The sequence below is a fragment of the Mycoplasma tauri genome, from assembly GCF_016925555.1.
Lineage (GTDB): Bacteria > Bacillota_I > Bacilli_A > Mycoplasmatales > Metamycoplasmataceae > Mycoplasmopsis > Mycoplasmopsis tauri.
The window spans coordinates 33,345-56,872 of the sequence record NZ_CP070479.1 but is presented as its reverse complement, the minus strand read 5'-3'; the positions used below and the strand labels follow the sequence as shown (position 1 = coordinate 56,872).

Below are 23,528 nucleotides of genomic sequence, written 5' to 3'. Positions count from 1 at the left end.
TACTTGATAAAAATTATTAATTTAGTAGCCTATTGTGAGTAAAAATAACAAAAAATGATTTTTGTTTTTTAAGATTTATATTCATTTTTTCAAAAAGTAACTAAATTTCATAAAAATACTATAAAAAAGAATTAAACGGAAAAAAGTATCATGATATAAAGAATTTGTAAAACAAAATTTATAATTAATTGTTTTAATATTAAGATTCTAATTTTAACTATTATATAAACTATTCAATAATCAATAAAACTACTAAAAAACTTAGATAAAAAACTATTTATAGTGGAAAAAAAGCACTATTTTTCCTATTTTTTTCCATTTTTTCAATACAAATCACAATTTTAAAATTGATGTTGTAGGAGGAAAAATGAAAATAAATTATCAAAAACAAATTGACAAATTTATCCCCAATAAAGATAGGATAAACATTATAAAAACACTATATTTATTAGATAAAACTAGGCAAGAAATGAGAAGACAAAATGATTTAATAAACAAATTATTAAATAAAGAAAATAAAAAAAATAAAAATGAAGAATCATCGTTAACTGATTTTCAAGATGCATTAACCTACATGGATCAAAATAATGCAAAATTTATAAAAGAGTATGTTATTATGAATAAAAAAAGTGATGATACTTTTTTATCTAAATCAAGCTTTTACAGACAGAGAAAAATGGCAATAGAGGAATTCTTTTACTATTTTCTTACTAGGTAATATAAATACAGCAGTAAATTCACAAATATTAAATAAACAAACTGTTGTATTAGATCAAGATTTTTTCTCTGTAAATAGTAAAGGAATAAACAAAAATTATGATAGAAAAAATTTTTGAATTAATAATTTATCATCAATTAATCAATTTAAAAGAGGTGCTGTTGAAATAAGAAGAATATTTAACGAAGACAAATTTATTATTAGATTTTGAAGAACCTTTCCACTTTCTATTAATCATATTATTTATAAGAAAAAAAATCCTTTTTCTTTATCAATTAATAATTTAGTAGTTGAACAAACAGAATTCAACACTCAAGAATATATTCTTCTTGAAAATTCATTTTCAAAATATTATGAATGATTTGACGGATATTTTGATAAAGATGATGATGATAAATCAAAAAAAAGTATTGCGGTATCGGGAGTTGGTCTACAAGTAATGACTATAACTTCAGATTATTTAAAAATGACTTTTGAAGATTTAAAAAGTGTGGTGGCAACATTTAATTGTAAATATCCTGACAAAACAAATGAAATCCATTTTTGAGAAGTTAAAAAGGAAAAAAATAACAGTAATAAAATAAAAAACATTAATTTGAATGATATTGAATTGAATGTGAAAACTCCTGAATTTTACAAATTTTACTTTGATGAATTTGGGGACACAAAAAAAGAAGTTAAATATTTTAATACAAACATTAAATTTAACACATTGAATCAGTTAACCAAAATTTCTGAATTAGCAACAATAAACTCTTATAGCGATAATCTTAAGGATACCGACCCTTTTTTGAATAATAAAGATTATTTTAATTCAATTAATAAAGAAGATAAAAAGGAAATTACAAATAAGATAAGAAAGACATCTTATGAAATGTTTAAAAATCAATCTTTATCTTTTTTAGGTATAAAACACATATATAATAAAAATTTTGAATTGATAAATAATGAATTAAATAATGAAATTAAAGAATCGATATATACTGGTAAAAACGATGTTAGAACAGTACATTATGACTGAAACACAAAATATGACTACTCTAAAAAAATGTTAATTGACTCTCAAACAGATATAGATAAGGGGTTAATCATTCCTTACAATTTTAGTGGTGAATTTACTATGACATATAATTTTATACATGAGCTAGACAGCAAAAATAAAAAAAACGAACTTTTAATTAATGTTACACAAAACATATCTAAACCTTTATTAGACCCATATAAGGGACTTTTTAGCCTAAAACATGAAACAAACATGAATAATGAAAGAAAAAAATATAATTTTAGTATAGATTACAACAGACTAGGTGAATTAATAACAAACAAAATGAATTCAATTGATGAAATGGTTATCAGGTACAAAAATGAATTCAAAAACTAGAAAAATTTTAATAGCGGCCGGATCAATAATGCTAGCATCAGCAGTTATTGCACCTGTTATTGTAATATCTTTAAAAAAAGATAAAAAAACTCAATTATCAAAAGCTGGTGATAATTCAATGCAAAACCAAAAAGCCCCTTTAAATAAAAATTACAATAGTGAAAATGAAGGTGAAAGCTTAAGCTTAGACATTGAGTTTCCAAATATAGACACTAATGAATATTATTCATTTATTAAAATAGAAAATGATTTAGCATATTTTGACAAAAATGTGGCTCCAGTTATAATAACAGACATTATTAAAAAAATAAAAGAACCTTTTAAAAATATAGAATTTGATTATGAATTTGGCGGCAATAATACAATTCTAACTATTTTTATTAAAGTGAATCAAGAGGATAACAAATCATCAAACAAAAATTACATACTTAAAATTGTAAAAGATGTCAACTTTGACAAAATAATTGTGAAATAAAAAAACAAGCTTTAACTTGTTTTTTTAGTCGCTTCAGCCTTATATTTTATTATTTCTTCGCTGGTAGCAAGTACAAAATGATGATTACCTAAATCGTGTCAATATGGCTGATTATTTTCATCATAATCATGAATAGCTGGAGAATATATTTCTCCTAGCAATGATCCTTTTTCATTTTCAATAGATGGAACAGCATCTAAAAGACTTCTTGTATATGGGTGATGAGCATTATTTATAATTTCATCTGTAGGCCCAACTTCTAAAAGTACACCTTTATTTATAACTGCAATCCTATCAGAAATATATTCAACCATTCTCAAATCATGAGCAATAAATAATATTGTTAAATGATATTTTTTCTTGAGTTCATTAAATATATTAATAACTTGTGCTTGAATAGAAACGTCAAGTGCAGAAATAGGTTCATCTGCTATTAACAATTTTGGTCTAAGAACAACTGCTCGACAAATTCCTAAACGTTGTTGTTGACCACCAGAAAACTCAAGTGGGAATCTACCAAGAACGGTTTCATCTAATCCTACTTGTTTTAAAATATCAACTACAAGAAGTTTTTTGCATTCTTTTTCACTTAAATTTGAAGAATTATCTCTCTCAATTTTTGCAGCTTCAAACTTTTCAACAATAGAATTATAAATAACAGGATTTTTAGATTGCCTTGCTTTTAATTCATCATAAAATGGACCAAAAACAAAATTATATGAATCTTTGATTGAATGATTATATTTTTCTAGTTCTTTGAACTCATTTTCATATATTAGATTTTTAGGATCTTCAAGTTTTATCTCTTCATTAGCATCAATATAAGCATTTTCATCTAATGCTGTTAAATAAATATATTTAGAGTTTTTAGTATTAGATAATCCTTCTCCAACTACATATTCAACATTTTTAAATGGGTTAAGTGAATTTGTAGGATCCTGGAATATCATTTGTACTTTATTGACCATAAAATTAATAATTTTTTTATAATTTTTTGATCATTTATTTGACTTATCAAGATTTTTAGGAATTATTTTATTAAGTATTTTTATATAACCAAAAGAGTGAGGCGTGAGTCCTATTATTGCTCTACCTGTAGTTGACTTACCTGATCCAGATTCACCAACAAGGCCAAGAACTTCACCATCATAAATATTTAAATTAAGATTTTTAATTGCTTTAAAGCTTTTAAAATTTGAACCATAGGTAATATCAAGATTTCTAACTTCAACAAGAACATCCTTGTTAGGATAAGAATTTAACATTTCTTCTGTTCCAGGCGTTAGCTCACGATATAAAGATTTGCCAAAGCTTTTTTTCTCTACATAAAATTTACTCATAATTACCTATCCTCATTATATTCATGGTTATAACCATAATACTTATTAAAGAATTGATTCTTTCTTTCAAAATTCGCACTTTTATCTTTAATATTCTTATTACGTTCACTTAAAATCTGATTTCTTTCTTCTCAAAGATTATCAGCTTTATCATTATGAACATTTGCAAAATTTAAATATTTATTAAATTCAACATCTGAGACATACATATCATCAGCGCCATATATTTTTTCTAGCCTATTATTATATTTAGATCAAAGTTTAGAAATAATTTTAGGTGGCTCATATTTAGGAGCTCTTGAATCTAATAAGTTACTTTTAACAAAATGAGTTGGTGAAATTTGGAAAAATGGCGGTTCTTGTTCAAAGTCAATATTAAGTGCATAATCATTACGAACAGCAAAAGCATCGCCAACAATATTATTAAGATTTGAAGGAACAGCGCCTCTAATAACTTGGAGTTTTTCACCTTTGTTAAAATCTGGCATAGATGTTATCAAACCTCATGTGTAAGGATGTTGAGGATTAGTTAGAATTTCTTTTGTTGTACCACTTTCAACAATTTGACCTGCATACATGATATTTATAAAATCAGCTATAGAAGCAACAACTCCTAAATCATGTGTAATAAATGCTATAGCAATACTAAATTTTTCTTGAAGCTCTCTAATAATATCAAGCACAAGAGCCTGAACTGTAGGGTCAAGTGCAGTTGTAGGTTCATCCATTACTAAAATTTTTGGTTTTAGTGAAACTATAGAAGCAATAGCAACACGTTGTATCATACCACCAGATAGCTCATGTGGGTATGTCTTCATAACTGCTTCTGGATTATTAATTTTGGTTAATTTTAAATATTTTATTGCTTCTACATAAGCTTCTTTTCTATTTTTAACTAATTTATTAATTAGCATACCTTCCATTATTTGTTTTCCAACCTTCATAGTTGGGTCAAGAATGGACATAGGGTTTTGAAAAACAGCTGAAACAATTCTTCCTCTAAGTTTAGATTTTTCTCAATTATATAATGTGAAATTTTGTACTTCTAAACCATATAATTTAATCTTTCCACCTTCGATAATTGCATTAGTTCCAGTTAAACCATATAAAAGCGATGTAATAACAGATTTTCCAGAACCTGATTCGCCAATAAGAGCATGTACCTTACCTTCGTAAATTTTTAGACTTGGCCCACGGAGAACAAGATTTTTCTCTTTAGGATTAGCTGGGTTTTTAAATGTCAAATAAATATTCTCAATTTCTGCTGCAACATTCAATTCTTCGCCGCAAACATATTCTTTTTTTGTGCCTGTAAAAATATCAATATTTTGCTTTTTTCAATAAAAACATCTTTTGATCTTACGACCGAATTCAACCCAATAATCTTTAAAATTTCTTCAAAAACCTTTACCTTTTTCGTTCTTAATTTCCATTAAATCAAGCGGTTCTGGAAGATTCTTTAACATGATTGGTTTAGCAAATTTTTTACTATATCCAGGATTTTTTTTAAGTTCAATAGTTTCTGTCATGTGTTTCCTATCTTTGTCTTAAAAGACTATCTTGAACGGCAGCTGCCATTAACTGAATTGATGTTGTTACTAAAATAAGCATAAATGAAGGCACAAGTACATATCTTGGAAATACTGTAAAGTTTTTTGAACCATCACTGATCAAGTTTCCAAGTGTTGCAATGTTAGGTATAGATAAACCTATGAATGCAAGTGATGTTTCAGATAGAATAATTCCCGGAATATGAAATACAATTTCTGTAATTAATAAAGGAATAAGAATTGGTAAATAATTTAAAAGAACTTTATGTGTAGGAGTGCCTAATATTTTTGAAGCACTAACTCATTCAAATGATTTTGCACGCAATACCTGAGAACGCATTTGATTAGCTATACCTGCTCATGAAGTAAATGACAATGCAAAAACCATAACTCAGAATGTAGGTTTTAAAATAATTGTTATTGTAATAAGAATAATTATAGAAGGAACATTTGAAATAATTTTTATAACAAAAGTCATTATTTTGTCAAAAATTCTAAAGTGACCCATCATTATTCCTATAAATAAACCAACTATAACCTGTATAAATGTCGCAACAAATGAAAGCATTAATGAATAACGTAATCCGTATCATAGACGCGCTCATAAATCTCTACCAAGATAATCTGTACCAAGTATATGCCCATTAGTAAAAAAAGTTTCATATCTTTTTTCTTGTGAAATAACAAGTGGATCATGTGGAGTTATCATTGGTATAAAAATTGAAAGAATTATTAATGTTAACAATGTAACTAAACCAAAAACACCAGCAAATGAACGACTAAAACGATAAAAGAATTCAACAAAAGGTTTTTGACGATTATGCATTCTGCTTGTTTCGCTAAATTCAAATAAATTTCCAATAAATTGTCATTGTTTATATGCAAGCGGTCTTAAGAATTTATTAGGAGCTAGATGTTCTCCGTCTATATTATTTGGACTTTCCATTATCATTCTTCTTTTACGGGAATTATTTTTAAGTCATTTTGATATTTTAGTCATAACTATCCCCTTCTCCTAATACGTGGATCTATAATTTGATATAAAGCATCTCTACATGTATATGAGAGAATTGTAAGAAGTGAAAATAATGTAACCATAAATAATATTATGTTGTAATCCTTAGAAGTAATTGCATTTAGCAATAACCCACCGCTACCTGTAATAAAGAATATTTGTTCAATAAACAAAGAACCAATAAAACTACCAAAAATAACAACTGGGAAAAATGTAGCGATAGGGAAAAGAGCTGGCTTCAATGCATGTGTCCATACAAAACGTCTTTTTGTAACACCTTTTAAGTAACAGAATTTACAATGTTGAGAATTTAGCTCTCTGTTTAATTCGGTCCTTATATATTTAATATAAACAATAATAGAACCTAATGAAAGAGCTAAACCAGGAAGAACATAAGTAGATATGTCTTTTTCATTGAATAAATAAGGCATATTTAATTTTCTACCTATCAATAACAATCATAAAGCAAATACTAATGATGGTATCGATGAAAAAATTGAAACAACTATTGTTGCTATATGGTCAGGCAATTTATCTGGATTAGAACCAACATAAACACCTAGCGGAATCCCAATTAATAGAGTTAGCATAACTGAGAATATACCAATTAAAAAGCTTTTATAAAATCTTATTCACACAAAATCATTAATATTTTGGCCTGGAAATACTGAAAGTGATATACCAAAGTCAAAATGGAAAAGGTTTCTAAGGTAAATTAAGTATCTTACAATTAATGGTTCATTAAGACCATATTTTTCTTCAACAGCCTTTCTAGCTCCTTCTTCAAGTCCTGAAGTTAGACCCGTGCCGCCTGGAACAGAGTTTATTAAAAAGAATGTTATTGTTATAACAATGAATGCAACTAGCATAAATTCTGCTAGTATTGAGAAAACCTTAAACAAACTCTTAATGTAAGGAGATTTAATATTAAATATTTTTTGATATCACTGCGTTTTTCTCCTATATTTATTGTTAAAATCTACAACTTCATTAGAATTAACAAGTTTAAAAGCTTTCAAATTTGACAAATCCTCTACATATTGAAAAGAATTATTTGCCTTTAAATTATCTTGCATTATAGTTCATCCTCCTTAATATCTGTTGGTAATGTAGGTTTTGGTGGAAACGCTGTATCATATGCAAATTGAAGTGAATAAGTAAATAAGTTTTCAGCTCCATTAACTCTGGAAATTTCTCAGTAAGTATCAACTTCCATTAAAGGAACAATTGGAGCGCCATCACGAATAATTTTCTCTAAAGCACCAATAATTGCAAATGCTTTTTGCTCATTTCATCCTTCTTCGTTAATTTCTTTTTCAGTAAATTGACTTGTGAAAAATGATGTAAAACGGTCATTAAATTCTGAAATATTTTCACTCATTTGTTTTCCATCTTTAATATAAGACACTTTTCTTAGAGAAAGTTCAACAATTTTATTTCATACTTGTTCTGTAATTCTTAAACGTTTTCTAAGTTTTTCAACAGCTTCTTTATGAGATTCATCTAAAAAAGGATTTCCGAATTTATCTAATTTATAGCCTAATTTAGTGAAATATTTTTCATAAGTTCATGAACCAGAAGGGTTATTTCTAAAACCTGTTTGTTTTGCATTTTTAGAATCTATTTCATCGGTTCTGAAAAATACTTTTACATAGCTATATGCATCTGTACCATAGGCATCAAAGTTTCTATATAAAATATCAAATTCTCCTCTAGTTCTAAAATCTTCGTAAACATTTTCTGGAAGACTCTTTATTTCAATTTCTATGAAACCGCCAAAAGCTTTTAACATGAAATCTTGAAGCGCAATACCAGCATTTTGTTGCTCATCAGTAGAATTAGAAATATATTTTAACTTCACTTTTTGAACATTTGGATTTTGTCTTTTGAATTCATCCATATATTGGTTAGCAATATTTACATGAAAAGCTTTATCCGTTCTATCAACATGCTCAAAGTTATAATTTTTAGATAAGTGATCAAGGTGTGTGTAATTTTGAATTGGGATTGGAGTTGAAAACTTGTCATCAAATTTAGTATACATTTCATCATGGTCGAATGCAATTTCAATAGCATCACCAAATGAAGTTGAACCATGGCCAAAAGCTGTCCATGTAATAACTGGATATGATGAATTTCATCCAACTATGTTCAACATATCATTTCTATTTATAGCATAATAGATAGCATTTCTCAAGTTCTCATCATATAAATATTTTGAAGAACTATCAGCTGAAAGATTTTCATAACGCTCTCTATCTAAATTAAATGCAAAAGCAATTGTTCCATATCCAGATGATTTTTTCATATATCTACGATAATCTTTATTTGTTCAATATGAAAGTTGCTGAATAGCAGGAATTTTTGTAGCTGCAATATATTTGTCATCATATAATGCCGAATTAATGTTAGGATCAGAACTAAAATAAATTTTTATTTTGTTAGATGATGTTTTATCTGCTGAGTAATATTTTGAATTTTTACTAAGCATTAAATAACCTTGTGGGCCTAAAACTGTCTCTGATAAATTAAAAGGACCATTTGTTAAAAATTTATCTGCTGTTAATCCAAATTCATTAATTCCACCAATAGATTCAACAAATTTTCTATTAATAGGAACAAGTTGAGACTGTAAATCTGTAACTGCATTAGATAAAGAAGTTGGTTCACTATTTGAATATTCAATTCTTAAAGAGTATTCATCAAGTGCAAGCTCTCTGCTTCATCTATAATGTTTTGCATTAAAATCATCGATGAAATTATTTTTTAATGTATTTTCCTTATAAAGTTTATTTACAGCATTATTATATTCTTCAACATTGTTAGGATCATATTTAACAAATAATTTACTTTTTAAAGTTCTTGATTTAACTAATAAATCATCAAACAAACTAGAAAACTTTTGTCTAGGATCAGAGAATAAATATTTTTTAATTTTTACAGCTTTTCTTTGCGGAATTTCTTTCAATTCTTCAGGAGTATGGTTTCCATATAAATAATCTTCATTAGGAAGCATGATTATAGTTTCATCAGCTTTTGGGTCAAAATCTGGAGAGTAAGGAATGCTTGAGATTATTTCTTTATTTGAATAATTTCAATAAAGTCTACCGGTATATAAACCAAGTTTATGAACAGCGACTTTAAGTCTTTTTAAAATATCCTCTTCTTTTGCTCTTAACTCTGCTTCTCTTTCTTTACTAATTTCTTCATCTGCAAATTTAGAACTTTTTAAAATCTCATCAATTTGAGATGGGAATAATTTGTAATTTGGATTAAATACATCATAAACATAATTTCCATTAACCTTTATGAGTTCTGGATACTGGAAAGGATTCTTATATGATATACCGAATTCTTTAATGTATTCTTGTTGAAGATCTACAACTGCTTGTGCATGAGAAAATTTTCTTTGTAAAACTCCTGTAAGTTTTTGAGAACCTGTTGATAGATCAAGAACATAATGTACGGCATCGACATAATCATCTGCAGTAACTGGATCGCCATTACTTCAACGGCTTATTCCATCATTCAACAAAATATTCATTGATTGGATTTTGTTGTTGCTTTGTAAAATGCTTACTGGCTGATACTCAGTTTTATCTGATGAAAGTGTACCTGTTGTAGTTCCAAATTGATCAAGTGGAAAAAAGCTTCCACTTGGAACTGATGATGGAGAATTATTCGCAAAATATTTATCAATTAGTGTAACACCTTCTTCAATATCTTTTTGAGTTAATTTCTGGTCATTATTATAAGCACCCATAGGAATTTCTGGCAAGCTAAGAACTCTTTTTAATGATTCATTTGGACCTGGTTTAAGTGGAGATTCGACCAAGGAAGGAAGTACCTTATTGACAGAAGCAAACTTTATATAGTTTAATGAGTTGATTGGTTCCGATGCAAGTCCAAGATCAAAATTTCTTTTTTCTTGACTGTTTGTCTTTGCACAGCTTACAACAAGTGTTGGAACAATAACTGTTGATATAGCACTAAAATTTAATAATAATTTATTTCTTCTCATACATTCCTCCTTTTATTTAACTCCATTAAACTGATTATTTACATGTAATGTATATTCATAAACTTTATGTCCATTTTCATCAGTTTTGTAAGGTCTCTTAGCACGTTCTATTCTAATTGGGGCTTGTGAGAATGTTTTACCATTTTCTGCTATTGATTCTCAAGAACCAAGATCTACATTAAGGATATCTTTTTGGCCTTCTGCATCACTTGAGAAATAAATAGAATAACTACCAGGTAATAATAAAGCATTTCTATATTTAGCCATTATTGCATAATCACTAACCCATGACACAAAACCGGTTCCTTGATGTCTTCCGTTTGCATCAACATAATCATATTTTTCATGTTTTAAGGTATGACGAATAGCATCTCTTTCCTCTTGGGTTTTTGCTTCGTTATATCTTTTTTCATTTTCAATATGTTGTGATTTGTAGTAGAACATATTGTCAGTATTTTGTTTGGTTATTTTTAAAGTTTTAACTTCACCAGTTTCTTTATTTTTAAAAGCTAAATAGTTTGCTTTGTCTGCTACATCACTAGATAAGTATCCAAACATAGCTAAGGCATCTTTATTTTGATCTCTTCATATAGTTGAAATGTTTCTTTTTCCAACACCTTGAGATTGAATATAGTATTGTCAGTATGCTCTAGCTCTTGATTTAACAGTTTTTCCTTCTAAATCTTTGATTCTAATAGTATCGTCTTGAATATCTTTACCATCATCATCATAAAGTTTAAAGTTCAAGAAATCACGATATCATCTATCTTTAAATCAACCATTATTAATTGATTGGAAATCTCCAAAGTAATGATTACTATAATTACCTGCATCATTAAGATTTTTATCTATTGATAGTGTATTTTGTTTATATTTTAGGCCTAAAGAATCAGATCTACGTTTTCTTTCTTCGTCTGCTAATCTTTCAACGTCTAAAATTGCATTATTAATACCGTTTCTGCCTCTTCGATCATTAAGTTTCAATGATTTTGATAATCATTTTTTAGTACTTGTACCGTCAACTATATATTCTAATCCTGTATTTGCTTCATTTATTCCAGATAAAAATGATGGCATATTTCCAAAGTCATCATTAGATGGAGAATATGTGATTTGTAAGTTATCACGATTAATAACTTCAGCAAAGTTATATGTATAATCTGAGAATAATTCATTAAATTTACGCTCATTCTTACTTGCAAAATAATTAAGAACATCTTGAGATGGAGATGTTACAAATGAACCAGATGCAATAGATAAAAATATATCGATAAGTAGGAATTTACTTAATGCTATATTTATAACAGTCTGATCTGTATACGCTTGTGTTTTACCATCTAAAATTAGAGAATCAAATAAAGTAATTTGATTTAATTTAACACCATCAAGCTCATCTGCAAATTTTTGATAAGCATTAATAAATTGATCTTTTCCAATTTCCCATTTTAATGGATTAGGACTATCAATTCTAAATTCAGATTTTTTGAATTCACCATAGCCATGTTCTTTATCAAAAATTCATAATAAGTCAGGGTTTTGTTTTAACTGTTCAATTGAATAGTTTGTTGTAAACATAGCAAAAATAGATGAACTGAATCTACGCATAACTTCATTTGCTCATAACTGTCTAGAAGTATCTGCTTGAGCAACATTATAAAACTCATGGAATGCTTGTTTTTCTTTTTCAGACATGCCAACATTTTTGTCAACTTCATCTAAAACATTAACTTTGTAATCATTAATAAATTTATCAAGATCTACTTTTGATTTTACATATTCCATGTCTCAATTAACTGCTTTTGAAGTAGCATTATATTTTGCTTTAGAAAAATCAACAGTTACAAAGTCTAATCATTCTTTATAATCAGTAAACTCTAATGATGTACTTACATTTCCATCCTTATTTTTTATAAGGCCAAATAAACCATTCAATATATCACTATCCTTTTGTTTAATGTTCATATTGTAGTTCATTCTAATTTTAGCTACATCATTAAATGGAGTATTTCTAATATTTCTTCTGTTTACAGTTATTTTTCCACCATTTTTATCATGAAGACTCCAAAGAGCACTTTGATTTTGTGTATTTTGAATAAACTCTTGAGTATATGATGAAAGTCATCTTAATAATTTTTTGGTATTAAATGCTTGTAAGTAATCTCTTGGTAATGTTGATGCAAAAAACATATCAGTAAATGCAGAATCTAATTTAGTATTTGGAATATAAGTTTTGTCTTTATTAATGAATAATATTTGACCTGCACCACCATTTACAAGTCCATTTAAAGAATTTCCAGCTGTGAATAATGTTTCAACAACTTGTCCAAATTTAATGTCACTTTCAGTAGCTCCTGATGCAACTGCAGGGTTAGCATACACTAAACTAGCAGGAACTCTTTTTGGAAAATTAATGTCATTGTTTACAGTTCCATCATTGTTATAGTATTTCATAAATTTAGCTTCTTGAGAATCAGAATATGAACCAGTTTCTGGATTTCTTCTAATTAATTGGTCTCTAAATATGTTTTTAAACATATTATCAACAGTAGAAGGCAATGAAGAACCAAAAATTCCTTTTGCAGCTGAATATCTATAATCAATATGTGGATCAACACTTATTCTAGTGTTTGGAGTGTTTCAACCATTAATGTTGAACCTATCAACAACAAGTGATTTAATAGCATTAGTAACAGTGTTAATTTTTTCATTAACAAATTTAACAGCATGAGGGTCATAATTTGGATTAGTTTTATCTGATAAATCTACACCAAGGGGAACATTTATAATTGGCGATCCATTCTTTTCAAACATTAAAATTTTATGAATGATAACATACTCACCTTTTGTATTCTTTTCACCTTCAACAACAAGAGGTACTAATTCTGTAATACCATTAGATTTTTCTTCAACAAATTGAATTTCATTTCCTAAACCATCTTTGATTAAACCTTTAAGCATTGACAATGAAGCAGGAAGGAATTTATATTCACCTTTTTCATCTTTGTACATGTATTTAACAGCTATATCCTTAGAGAATGAACTATTAACAGTAGGGTTAAGGGTTCCAGAATAAAAGTCAATAGCATTTATAACTCATAAGTCAAAAGGACTCAACCATTTTTCATCGTCTGGAGTGTTTAATCCATTTTGTTCTCTTCTTGATTTAACTGCTTGAAGCATACCGGCAAAATCTTGTAAAAATCTTCTATTTTTGTTAGATAATGCTTTACGAAGATCTTGACTATTTAACTCAACACCTCAAATGTCTGATTCTTTTTCTAATGATTTAACCCTGTCTCCAGGTTTATCTTCAAATGTAATTTTTCCATCACTGTCTTTTTTAGCAAAACTAAATGTCGCATATTCACCATAATCTTTAATAACACCGAATTCATCAAGAAGACGTTGTGTGCCTAATTTAACGTGTGTACGTGCTTTCAAGTAAAGATCAACAACATCTTTGTTGTAATAGTTATTAATATTTGGAGTTACATTTGGTGTAAGGGCACTAACAAATATAGGGTTGCTTCCTTTATTACTTAAATCATGAGCACCATTTAGTGTAATATGGTGTCCATATTCATGGGCTCCAACAAATTTTAAGAAATCTGTTGAAATTCCTTTAAAGTTTGGATCTGACATTTTTAAAATTGCTCATAAACCAACACGAGAGTCTTTAGAAAAACCTAAATATTTGCCATTTTCTAATTTGTATTCAATAACACCATCTGAATTTATATTTTTAGCTATATGTAAGCCTTCCATTCATTCACCAGCATATGGAACTTCAACTAGCAATTGATCAAAAAGATTTTCATATGCACTTGCAAACACATCATAAGTTTTTACAAATTTATCAGTTTCATTATTTTTTATTTCATTTTGTTCTTTGATTAATGTTGGAACAACCATTTTTTTGTAACCAAGAACTGAAAATAAATTATCTACTTCATTAAGAACTTTTCTGTCAACATTTGCATCAACAGATAATTTAATATATTGACTGCCAACATTTGGAACAATTCCATTAAGATTTTTTATGAATTGATTAACAGTATCTATTTCATGAAGGGTTATATTAAGTTTTGAACCATCTTTTGAAACATCACCTAAATCAACTCTTTTTATAAATTGATTAATTTGATCGTTTGTTACACCTGATTTAAAGATTCCTCTTTTTGTTAAGATATCTATAAGTTCAATTTTTGATTTAGCAACAATAAGATCATCACTATTTGTTCAATCATTTGTTGTATTAAATAATGCCGCCCTATTTGTTTCAAGAATTTTTTTCTTAATTATAGGTGTTGCTGCCACTTTCAATTCACTAAGTGATTTTTTGTAAAACTCATATAGTTTATTATGATTTACAACATCAATAATTTTAAGATCTAAGAAATTGTCAATTGAATTAAATTCATCATTAAGTTTTTTCAATTGCTCGTTCAATCTTTCTTCAGATTTCTTCATTTGACGATAATTAACATTGAACATGTCATTAGGGTCAAATGGAGTACCTCTTAGTTTTAATTGTTGCACTTCACCAGAAATTGAAGATATTAAAGTTTTTCAAATTGTACTAATATCATCAAGTGATTGAATTTGTGAATCTTTATCACTTTGTTCTGTTTTAGATATGCTTTCTTTTAAGTCAGTTACAACTGTTTTGCCATCTTCAGACATTGCATATTCAACTAATGGTTGAAGCATTCTAATATAAAACTCTCTTTGGAAATCTTCACCATTTTTAGTTCATGCCTCACTATTAATGTAAGCTACTACACGTTGAAAATATGGGCCAGATTCATCAACAAATTTGTTTACTTTTTGAGAAATGTTTTTAAAATCTTCACTTAGTCTTTTAATTTCTTCATCTGCAATTTGATTTATATTTAATTGTCTATTAAAGTCATTAATTAAGTTGGCTAATTTTGCAAATGATTCTGCTAATTTAGGATTAGTTAAATCATTATTATTAAACTCATTATAAACTCCTGCAAAGTTTTTTTGGAATGCATGATTAATAGCTTCAACATAATCTGAGTGTTCTTTAGCAACTTTTTTGTTTAAATTAGTTAATTCATTTGCTAAAGGTATTATTTTTAGATTTATTTCATTAAAACTATCTACTATTTTTTTAGAATCAACAACTTTAACAACATCTAGATTGCTAAAGAATGCTTTAACAAGTGATTTTTGATTGCTTTCTAATTTATCAAATGATTCTAATTCACTAATGAAATATTTACGATTAGCACTTGAGTCTATGTTTCCATGAACGTTCTTAAAGCCTTGAATAAATAATGATAATTTGTAGTTTTTTATAAATGAATTAATATTGTTTTTAAAATCATTAACCAATTTTTTATATTCATTTAACTTATCAGTTATTCCTGCTTCTTTTTCTTTAGCTTCTACATTTGCTTTAGCTTTATTAATGCTTGAATTTGGATCTTCGATTTCTTTAATAGTTTCTTCAATTCTGCTAAATGCTTTATCTTTCTCATATTCAGCATTTACTACTTTATTAAGAGCATTAATTTTTTCATCCAATGGAGTTGAAATTTCACTAGGTTCTTTAATTTTAAAATCATTATCAACTGGAAGAAGGCTCGACATAGCATCTTCTTTTGTTTTAATATCCTTTTCAAGTGAAATTATATTATTACGAGATTGAATATATTTATCATATTGCTCTTTTAGTTCTGAAGCGCTATTTATTTTTGTGATATTTTGAATATCTTTTTCTAATAGTTGAATTTCACTTTCCAATTCATTCAATGAACTTTGTGCACTATTAACTGATTGCTCAAGATCAAAGTAATTTCTTGACACTCTATGTGTATTTAACTGATATTTTAGTGTTATTGGTGGGTTAACTTCGCTTAAGGCTTTTTTAAGATTAACTAAATCTCTTAGCAATGGCTGATAAACAATAAGTTTTCCCGTATTACTTTGATTAATAAATCCTGAAACAGAACCATCTAATAGTTGCAATATATTTTTAAACTGTAGGGCTGGGACTTCTTTTCCTTCTACTTTGTCTTTTATTTCAAGCAATTTATTATGTTCATTTGTATATCATTTAACAAAGAAATTAACTTGGTTGATATAGAAAATTAAACTAGTTCCATGTGATGATAAACGATCAATTAAAAGATCAATAGTTTTGATTTTTTTATTTATTTCATCTTTTTTAGACTCATCTGTAGCAGATTCTAAACTAGATAAAAGTGCTTGTCTTGCATTATTAGCTTGAGTAATTTGTTGAACTGTTTCACTTAATTTTTTATTCAAATCTTTTAATAATGTTTGGCTTATAGGTTCTTTATTACCAGTAGATGTATTAATAAATTCTGATAAAAAATTTATGATCCTATTAGCAATTTTAAGTATTTCATCATGCATTGATGATTGATCATCTTGATGTTTATTTTGTAATGCGCTTATTAATGCTTCTGATGCTTTTGCTAACTTATCTTTTTGACTTTGAAGTTTCTTTTCATCAGCTTGTTTCTTAGTTATAAGTGAGGCTAGTTGTTGATTTAAAGTCTCAACATTTGTTTCTTTATGTCTATCATAACTTGCAAAAGCTTCAAAATCTGAATTTTGAATACTATTATTAACAAAATTAGAAATTAAATTATCTAATTCATATTTTTTAGAAACATTATTTGAAATATTTGAATAGTATTCATCAAGTTTAGAATTAAATTCATTTAAAACATTTGTATACATTTGATTTACTTGAGAATTTTGCAATGTTGGAATGTTTTCTAAGAAATTTAATTGGTAATTATTTCTTTGAATATTAAGATCGTTTTTGCCTTCTTCAACCAATAAATTCTTTAATTGTTCATATTCAGCATTGTATTCATTTAAAAGTTTTATTGATTGTTCAAAAGCACCTATAGCATTCACTATAGCTATTAATTGATATGGATCAACTTTTTGGAATTCACCATCATTTTCTGCTTTTGCTTCAGCAGAATTATTTATCACTTTGTATAAATTGCCGTTAGAAATAAGAGACATAGCTTTAGCGCCAGCGCTTGTATCATTATTTAATACAAAACTATCCTCGTAAGCTTTTTTAGCAGCCTCTATAATGCTATTTACATATTCTTTAACTTTTTCGCTTGTTATGTCTTTTGATTTAGATTCAAGTAAACTCTTAAGACCATAAATTTTAGATTGGTCACTTGTGCCATTTTTGCCATTGATAACAAATTGTAAATATTTTGAAACTTCATTAGGATTTGAGAAAACAAATTTTTTAAATTCATCTTCATTACTAAAAATGTTAGAAATTTCATCGCTACCTAAAATATGATAATCACCTGGTTTTTGGTTATAAATTTTAGCAAGATTTTCATCATCCTCACTTGGATTAAGGAATGGCTTAATTAATGAATACACAAGAGATATTTTCTTGTTAATTGTAGCTTTTGCTTGATCTAATTCAGCTTTTTTGGCTTTAAGAGCATCTTTTTCTTTATTCAATTCAATTTCATTAAAGTTTTTAGAATCAAAATCACTAGGAAGTTTGATGCTGTTTCTTGCATCTTTAAATCCATTTTTTGAATATGCAAAAAACACTGTATCAGAATTTTGAGCTATATTTTTTCTATCATTAGCAAACTGTTTAATATTATAAAAATCTCTTCAATTCAACTGAGCTCTTTCACTTGCTTCTACTAAAGATTCAATAGAAATTAATTGATTTGGTAAGTAAGCTGAATCTGCAAAAAAGTATTCTTTTTCAACAAATTTTTTGTTTTGTTCTCTACCAGTAATAATTCCTTGCAAACTTGAATTTGTGTCAAAAATTTTCTTATCTACTGCTTTTAAAATTTTGACTTTTTCTGCATTAGTTTTTTGAGCAAAAGAATCATCAAGTAATAAATTGATGTTGTTGTCATTTAAAAATGTAGCAAAGTTAGTTACAATTGGCACTAAGTTTTCAATTTCTGATTCAATAAATGAATATTTTTGAACCAATTCTTTCTTTGTATCAAAAATCATTCCTGAAGAAATTTGATCGTTTTCAATTTTTGCTAATTCATCAGATCTCTTCTTATTTTCGCTTAACTGGTCAATAAGTAATTTTAATAAATCAGATCCAGATGTAGATTCATTAATTTTTTTCAAAATATTAAGATCGTCATCTAGCAATCTCTTAGCATTTTTAATTAATAATTCAATTCTTTGTTTTTCTGCTTGTAAGTTAAATTTAAGTTTTGATTCTTTTTCTGTTAATTTTGCAATAGCATCATCAAGCTTTTTGATATTAACTTCATTAGCTGCAATAAGGTCTTTTCTTTGTTTATTAAGTTCATTTTTTCTATTAATAAATTCAGATGAACTAAGAAAATCAGAAGCAGCTTTTTGATTAGCTTTCTTAGCTATTAATTGTTGTTTAAGATCTTCGTGTCTTATAGTTTTCTTTCTAATTTCACTTTCAATTTCACTTTTTTTAGACTCTTCTGTTTCTTCTTTTTTAGCTTTTAAATCATCAATTTCTTTCGTAATAGTTTTTATTTCTTGATCTAACGAAGAAACTTCAGCATTTAATCTCTCAAGACCTTCAATAGCTGCAGAAAATCTTTGAACATCTTCTTGCATGCCATTAATTGTGCTATTAATCATTGCAAACTCAGTATATAAAAGTTGCAATTTATTTAAATCACTGATTATATTGTCAATATTCTTTTCATCATACTCGCCATTTTGAACTCTACTTTTAATAGCTTCATTTTGTTTTGCTTTTAAATCTTCTATATCATTTTTTAATTGTTCAATAGCTCCATCGAATTGTTTAAAGTTAGAAAGTTTATTTTGAATATCTTGGCCTTGGTCATTTTTCAAAATTGAAATAATTTCATCGAAAGATTGATGAATGTTGTATGAAGAGCCATCATCAAAAATTAATGATAATTCTTTGTCAATAATTTTATTTGTATCATTAAATGTATTTGTTTTTATTTTAGCAAATGAAATTGTTTTTTCTTCAAGAGCAACAGTATTTGGATCAATAAAAGATATTAAGTTGTGTTTATCATGGTTCTTGTATTGACTAATTTTATCGCTCAACTTTTTACGTGCTTCAGACTCATTACTTGCTGCAACTACTAAAAGATATGGAGAATTCTCAACATATCTATTTTTTTCCACCTCAGAAAAAGCTTTTGCTGATAAATTATCTTTTTGTCCATTTTTCCTTATCGCAAAAACCTTTTGTCCTTTAAGGTAATTTACATTTGTAATGTTTCTAAAGAAATTTTCTCTTATTGTTTTTTCTGAAATATTTGATAGAGAATTGTATCTACTAATGTTAGCTAAAAACTCTCTTAACTCTGGTTCAGTTAAGACCTTCTTATTAATCTTGTATGCAAGCGAATCTTGAGCATTACCTCTACCACTTAGTTCAGAGTAAATTGGAAGTGTTCCAAAAAATGCATCTGGGAAGAATTGGATTGTTGTATATTCTTTATTCTTGTTTGAGTGTGAACCAAGAGTAATACTATTACCGTTCATTTCAACACCCTTAACAATTGAAAACGACTTCAGTGTAATAATTTCAGGTCCTCATGAAACATTCTTCATGAATCATTCGGTAAATTTAAAGAATTCACGTGGGCTAACAGCTTCAATGTACTTATTATAAAAATTAAATGAACCATACTTAATGTTCAAATAAGGAAGTGCATGGTGCTTTTTATAGTATTGATCTAAATATTGTTCAACACTAATTTGCTTACTATCCAAAACAACCTTATCTTCATTTGGAAGATATTCGATCTTTTGCTTATTATTGTGAATTTCTATAAAATCTGTCTTAGGCTTTGTATTCTTATCGATAAAGATATTACTTAGTTCGTTTTCTGATACAAAACTTTTTCTTCCTAATTTTTCATTAGACTTCTTAGAAAATGCATACATAGATCCTAGCACAATAGCAGTAGCTCCAACAAGAATACCTGCTGAAATTGCATATTTATGCCAAACTTGTTTTTTAAGGTTTATTTTTGCCATAAATTCTCCTATCAGTTAATCTAATAAATTAGTTTTGATTTTTTTAACAGCAGTGTGCAGGTAAAAAATACAAAAATTGTTATAAATTGGTTAAATATTATTTATTAGATTAAATATTATAAATAATTAAAATTATATATTAATTAAGAAAAATAATAAAAAAATAAGAAAAACATTAATTTTAAACTTTTGGTATGTTTATTAGTTTATGTTTTATAATAAAAATATGCTAAAAATTTATGTTTGTGGCCCAACTCTTTATAATAGCCCCCATATTGGAAATTTAAGACCAATTATTACATTCGATTTAATGCTAAAAGCATATAGAGCACAAGGAAAAAAATTTTTCTTTTTGCACAATATTACAGATATAGACGACAAAATAATTAATAAAGCACTATCTGAATCGAAAAATGAAAGTGAAGTTTCAAATTTTTATTTAAAAGAGTATAGAGCAATACTTAAAAAATTCAACGTTAATACAATAACAAAGATTGAAAATGTAACAAAAAATATAAAAAATATCATTCAATATATAAATAATTTATATTTATCAAAAAACGCATATAAAGATGAAAATAAAAACATTTGATTCGACATATTAAAAAACGAAAAATACTATGGAATAGTCTCAAAACAAAAATTGATTAATATGTTTTTTGATGAAGATGAAGAATACAGCAAAAAGCATAAGGCAGATTTTGCATTATGAAAAACCACAACTAAAGGAATTAAATTTGACTCAAATTTTGGCTCAGGAAGACCTGGATGACACACTGAATGTTGTGCATTAATAAATAAGCATTTTGGACCATCTGGAGTAGATATCCATGGTGGTGGAATGGATTTAACTTTTCCACATCATGAAAATGAAAATATTCAACATTATGCATTATTTAAAAAACCTATAGCTCGTAGATGAATTAGATGTGGTCAAATAGCATTAGATGGCGAAAAAATGTCTAAATCTTTAGGAAATGTGATACTAGTTAAGGATTTTGTAAAAAAACATTCTCCTCTGTTGTTAAAACTTATTTTTTTAAATTCCAAAATAACTGCAAACATTAATATAACACCTGAATTAATTAACAACATGAAATCTATCGAAATTAAATATAGAAAAATAATTTTTAAAATTTTAACAACATTTAATACTAAAAATTTATACACAAAATGTAAGAAAAGAGAGTTTTTAAAGAACTCTTATAAAGCTGTATCTAATCTTGAATTTTCTGATTTTAATTTACTAGTAAATGAAGAAATAAAGAGATTTAACAAGGAACCAAACATTTTTGCTGCTAAAAATTTATTTACAATTTTTTCTGTTATTTTGCCAGAATTAGTTGATAAAAAATACTATGAAAAAAGCATAGATTTGTTTGCAAAATGAAAAAAATTTCTTTCTAAAAAAGATTACAAAAATGCTGATGCTATAAGAAATAAACTAATACAAAAAAAATTAATTTAAAAATTGGATATTTATGAAAAAATTATTTATTTGTGGCAAAAATAGTGTTATTGATGCTGTAAAAGCAAAGATGCCGATTGAAAATATCTATGTGAATTCAGAAATTAACAAAAAAAAGATTGATGAAATTTCAACATTAAAATCTCAAATAAAAGACACCAAATTCTTTAGCGAATTTAATGATAACAATCACCAAGGTTTTATTGCAACATTGAAAGACTTTCCAATTTATCAATTAAATGAAATCGAAAAAGATAAACCAAATTTTATTCTTATTTTAGATCACATTCAAGACCCTTACAATTTCGGAGCAATAATAAGAACTGCAAATGCTGCTGGAATTAAACACATAATATTGCCTAAAGAAAGGTCTGTCGGCATTACTCCAACAGTTTTAAAAATTAGCTCCGGTGGTTTTATTGGCATGAAAATAATTAAAGTTGGAAGCCTTAATTCTGCTGTAGAAAAAATTAAAAAAATGGGTTATTGAATTTATGCTTCCGCACTCAATGAAAAAGCTACATCACATAATAAAACTAGATATAATCATCCTTGTGCTTTAGTAGTTGGCAATGAAATGAAAGGTGTTTCACAGCCAATTTTAAAATTATCAGATCAAGTGATTTACATAAAACAGAATGGTTCAGTTCAATCATTAAATGTATCGGTTGCAACTGGAATTTTATTGTTCGAAATGATTAAAAAAATTGAGGACAATTAAATTAAAAAACACAATAAGAAGTTATCCACAAATTATCAACAACAAAATATTAATATTTTGTTGTTTTATTTTTGTAATATTCACCTGTTTTATAGTTATTTTAGGAAAAATTTAATTAAAAAATAAAACTAAAAAAATAGATATCCACAGTGGAATTAAATAGGAAAAATATTATGTTTAATTTGTAAAAATATGTATGACATTAAACATAAGGAGATAATAATGAAAAAAGCAAGAAAGATATTAAATTTTAAAAAAAGTGAAACGCCATTTATAATAAATAGCCTTTCAAATAATGAAATAATTTATTTAGTAGACAAAAATCATAAAAAAGAGATATATCCTATTTTTCAAAATATTTTGAGTTGAAAACCAAAAATTTCATTAACAAGCGATGATATTTATAATGAATTTTTATACATGGCCCCAAAATATACAAAAAAATATCAGTATAATCCCAATTCATCTTTTGATGCCTACATTTGTAAAGTAGCAAAAAACTTTTGTTTGAATAAAATACAATATTGAACCAGAAAGAAAAGAAAAATAGATTCTGAAATGATATCAAATGAAGAATTTTATTCATTGCCCGATAAAACATCAGAAGATATTTTGAATGAAAGCATAGATAATATTGATATTTCAAATTTTTTAAATATATTCTTAACTGAAGAAGAAAATCAAAACACTCAAATGCTAATTAATGATCAATGAACCCCATATACCAAGCAAAAAATAAATGAAATTAGATTAAATTTGATTAAAAAAATGAGTATTTTTTATAACAATTAAAATTATTAAGTA

General features: G+C 26.8%; 12 protein-coding genes. 6 read left to right on the top strand and 6 right to left on the bottom strand.

Annotated elements, in window-relative coordinates; genetic code table 4:
* The first annotated feature begins 367 nt into the window (after window positions 1-367).
* From JS510_RS00240 to JS510_RS00230, 3 genes are read left to right on the top strand one after another with little or no spacing between them, the layout of a single operon-like run.
* Complete coding sequence (locus tag JS510_RS00240; protein ID WP_205517380.1) at window positions 368-718, top strand: hypothetical protein; 351 nt, start codon at window positions 368-370, stop codon at window positions 716-718.
* Complete coding sequence (locus JS510_RS00235) at window positions 702-2,099, top strand: MHO_1580 family protein (RefSeq protein WP_408632519.1); 1,398 nt, start codon at window positions 702-704, stop codon at window positions 2,097-2,099. The genes JS510_RS00240 and JS510_RS00235 overlap by 17 nt, the downstream gene beginning before the upstream one ends.
* The gene (locus JS510_RS00230; protein WP_205517378.1) at window positions 2,083-2,574 is read left to right on the top strand and encodes an MHO_1590 family protein; all 492 of its coding nucleotides are present in this window, start codon (window positions 2,083-2,085) and stop codon (window positions 2,572-2,574) included. Before JS510_RS00235 ends, JS510_RS00230 begins: the two co-directional genes overlap by 17 nt.
* A gap of 11 nt (window positions 2,575-2,585) precedes the next feature.
* On the opposite strand, the gene JS510_RS00225 is transcribed toward JS510_RS00230, so the two are convergent.
* Genes JS510_RS00225 through JS510_RS00200 form a run of 6 tightly spaced genes read right to left on the bottom strand, consistent with a single transcriptional unit; the run spans window position 2,586 to window position 20,535 of the window.
* Window positions 2,586-3,914, bottom strand: a complete 1,329-nt coding sequence (locus JS510_RS00225; protein WP_205517377.1) for an ABC transporter ATP-binding protein — start codon at window positions 3,912-3,914, stop codon at window positions 2,586-2,588.
* Window positions 3,915-3,916: 2 nt separating this feature from the next.
* The gene (locus tag JS510_RS00220; protein WP_205517376.1) at window positions 3,917-5,443 is read right to left on the bottom strand and encodes an ABC transporter ATP-binding protein; all 1,527 of its coding nucleotides are present in this window, start codon (window positions 5,441-5,443) and stop codon (window positions 3,917-3,919) included.
* Window positions 5,444-5,450: 7 nt separating this feature from the next.
* Window positions 5,451-6,464 carry an ABC transporter permease gene (locus JS510_RS00215; RefSeq protein ID WP_205517375.1) on the bottom strand — a complete coding sequence of 338 codons (1,014 nt, stop codon included), beginning with the start codon at window positions 6,462-6,464 and terminating at the stop codon, window positions 5,451-5,453.
* A 2-nt stretch (window positions 6,465-6,466) separates the two neighbouring features.
* Entirely contained in the window at window positions 6,467-7,543 is a 1,077-nt protein-coding gene (locus tag JS510_RS00210; protein WP_223644554.1) for an ABC transporter permease, read from the bottom strand.
* Between the two features lie 11 nt (window positions 7,544-7,554).
* Window positions 7,555-10,500 (bottom strand): ABC transporter substrate-binding protein, encoded by a 2,946-nt coding sequence (locus JS510_RS00205; RefSeq protein ID WP_205517373.1) that lies wholly within the window; start codon window positions 10,498-10,500, stop codon window positions 7,555-7,557.
* Window positions 10,501-10,512: 12 nt separating this feature from the next.
* The gene (locus JS510_RS00200; RefSeq protein ID WP_205517372.1) at window positions 10,513-20,535 is read right to left on the bottom strand and encodes a PDxFFG protein; all 10,023 of its coding nucleotides are present in this window, start codon (window positions 20,533-20,535) and stop codon (window positions 10,513-10,515) included.
* Between the two features lie 226 nt (window positions 20,536-20,761).
* On the opposite strand from JS510_RS00200, the gene JS510_RS00195 reads away from it, so the two are divergent.
* From JS510_RS00195 to JS510_RS00185, 3 genes are all read left to right on the top strand, one after another.
* Window positions 20,762-22,003 carry a class I tRNA ligase family protein gene (locus JS510_RS00195; RefSeq protein ID WP_205517371.1) on the top strand — a complete coding sequence of 414 codons (1,242 nt, stop codon included), beginning with the start codon at window positions 20,762-20,764 and terminating at the stop codon, window positions 22,001-22,003.
* Between the two features lie 13 nt (window positions 22,004-22,016).
* Complete coding sequence (gene rlmB, locus JS510_RS00190; protein ID WP_205517370.1) at window positions 22,017-22,724, top strand: 23S rRNA (guanosine(2251)-2'-O)-methyltransferase RlmB; 708 nt, start codon at window positions 22,017-22,019, stop codon at window positions 22,722-22,724.
* Between the two features lie 222 nt (window positions 22,725-22,946).
* Window positions 22,947-23,516: a sigma-70 family RNA polymerase sigma factor gene (locus JS510_RS00185; RefSeq protein WP_205517369.1), complete on the top strand. Its 570-nt coding sequence runs from the start codon at window positions 22,947-22,949 to the stop codon at window positions 23,514-23,516.
* The last annotated feature ends 12 nt before the right edge of the window (window positions 23,517-23,528 follow it).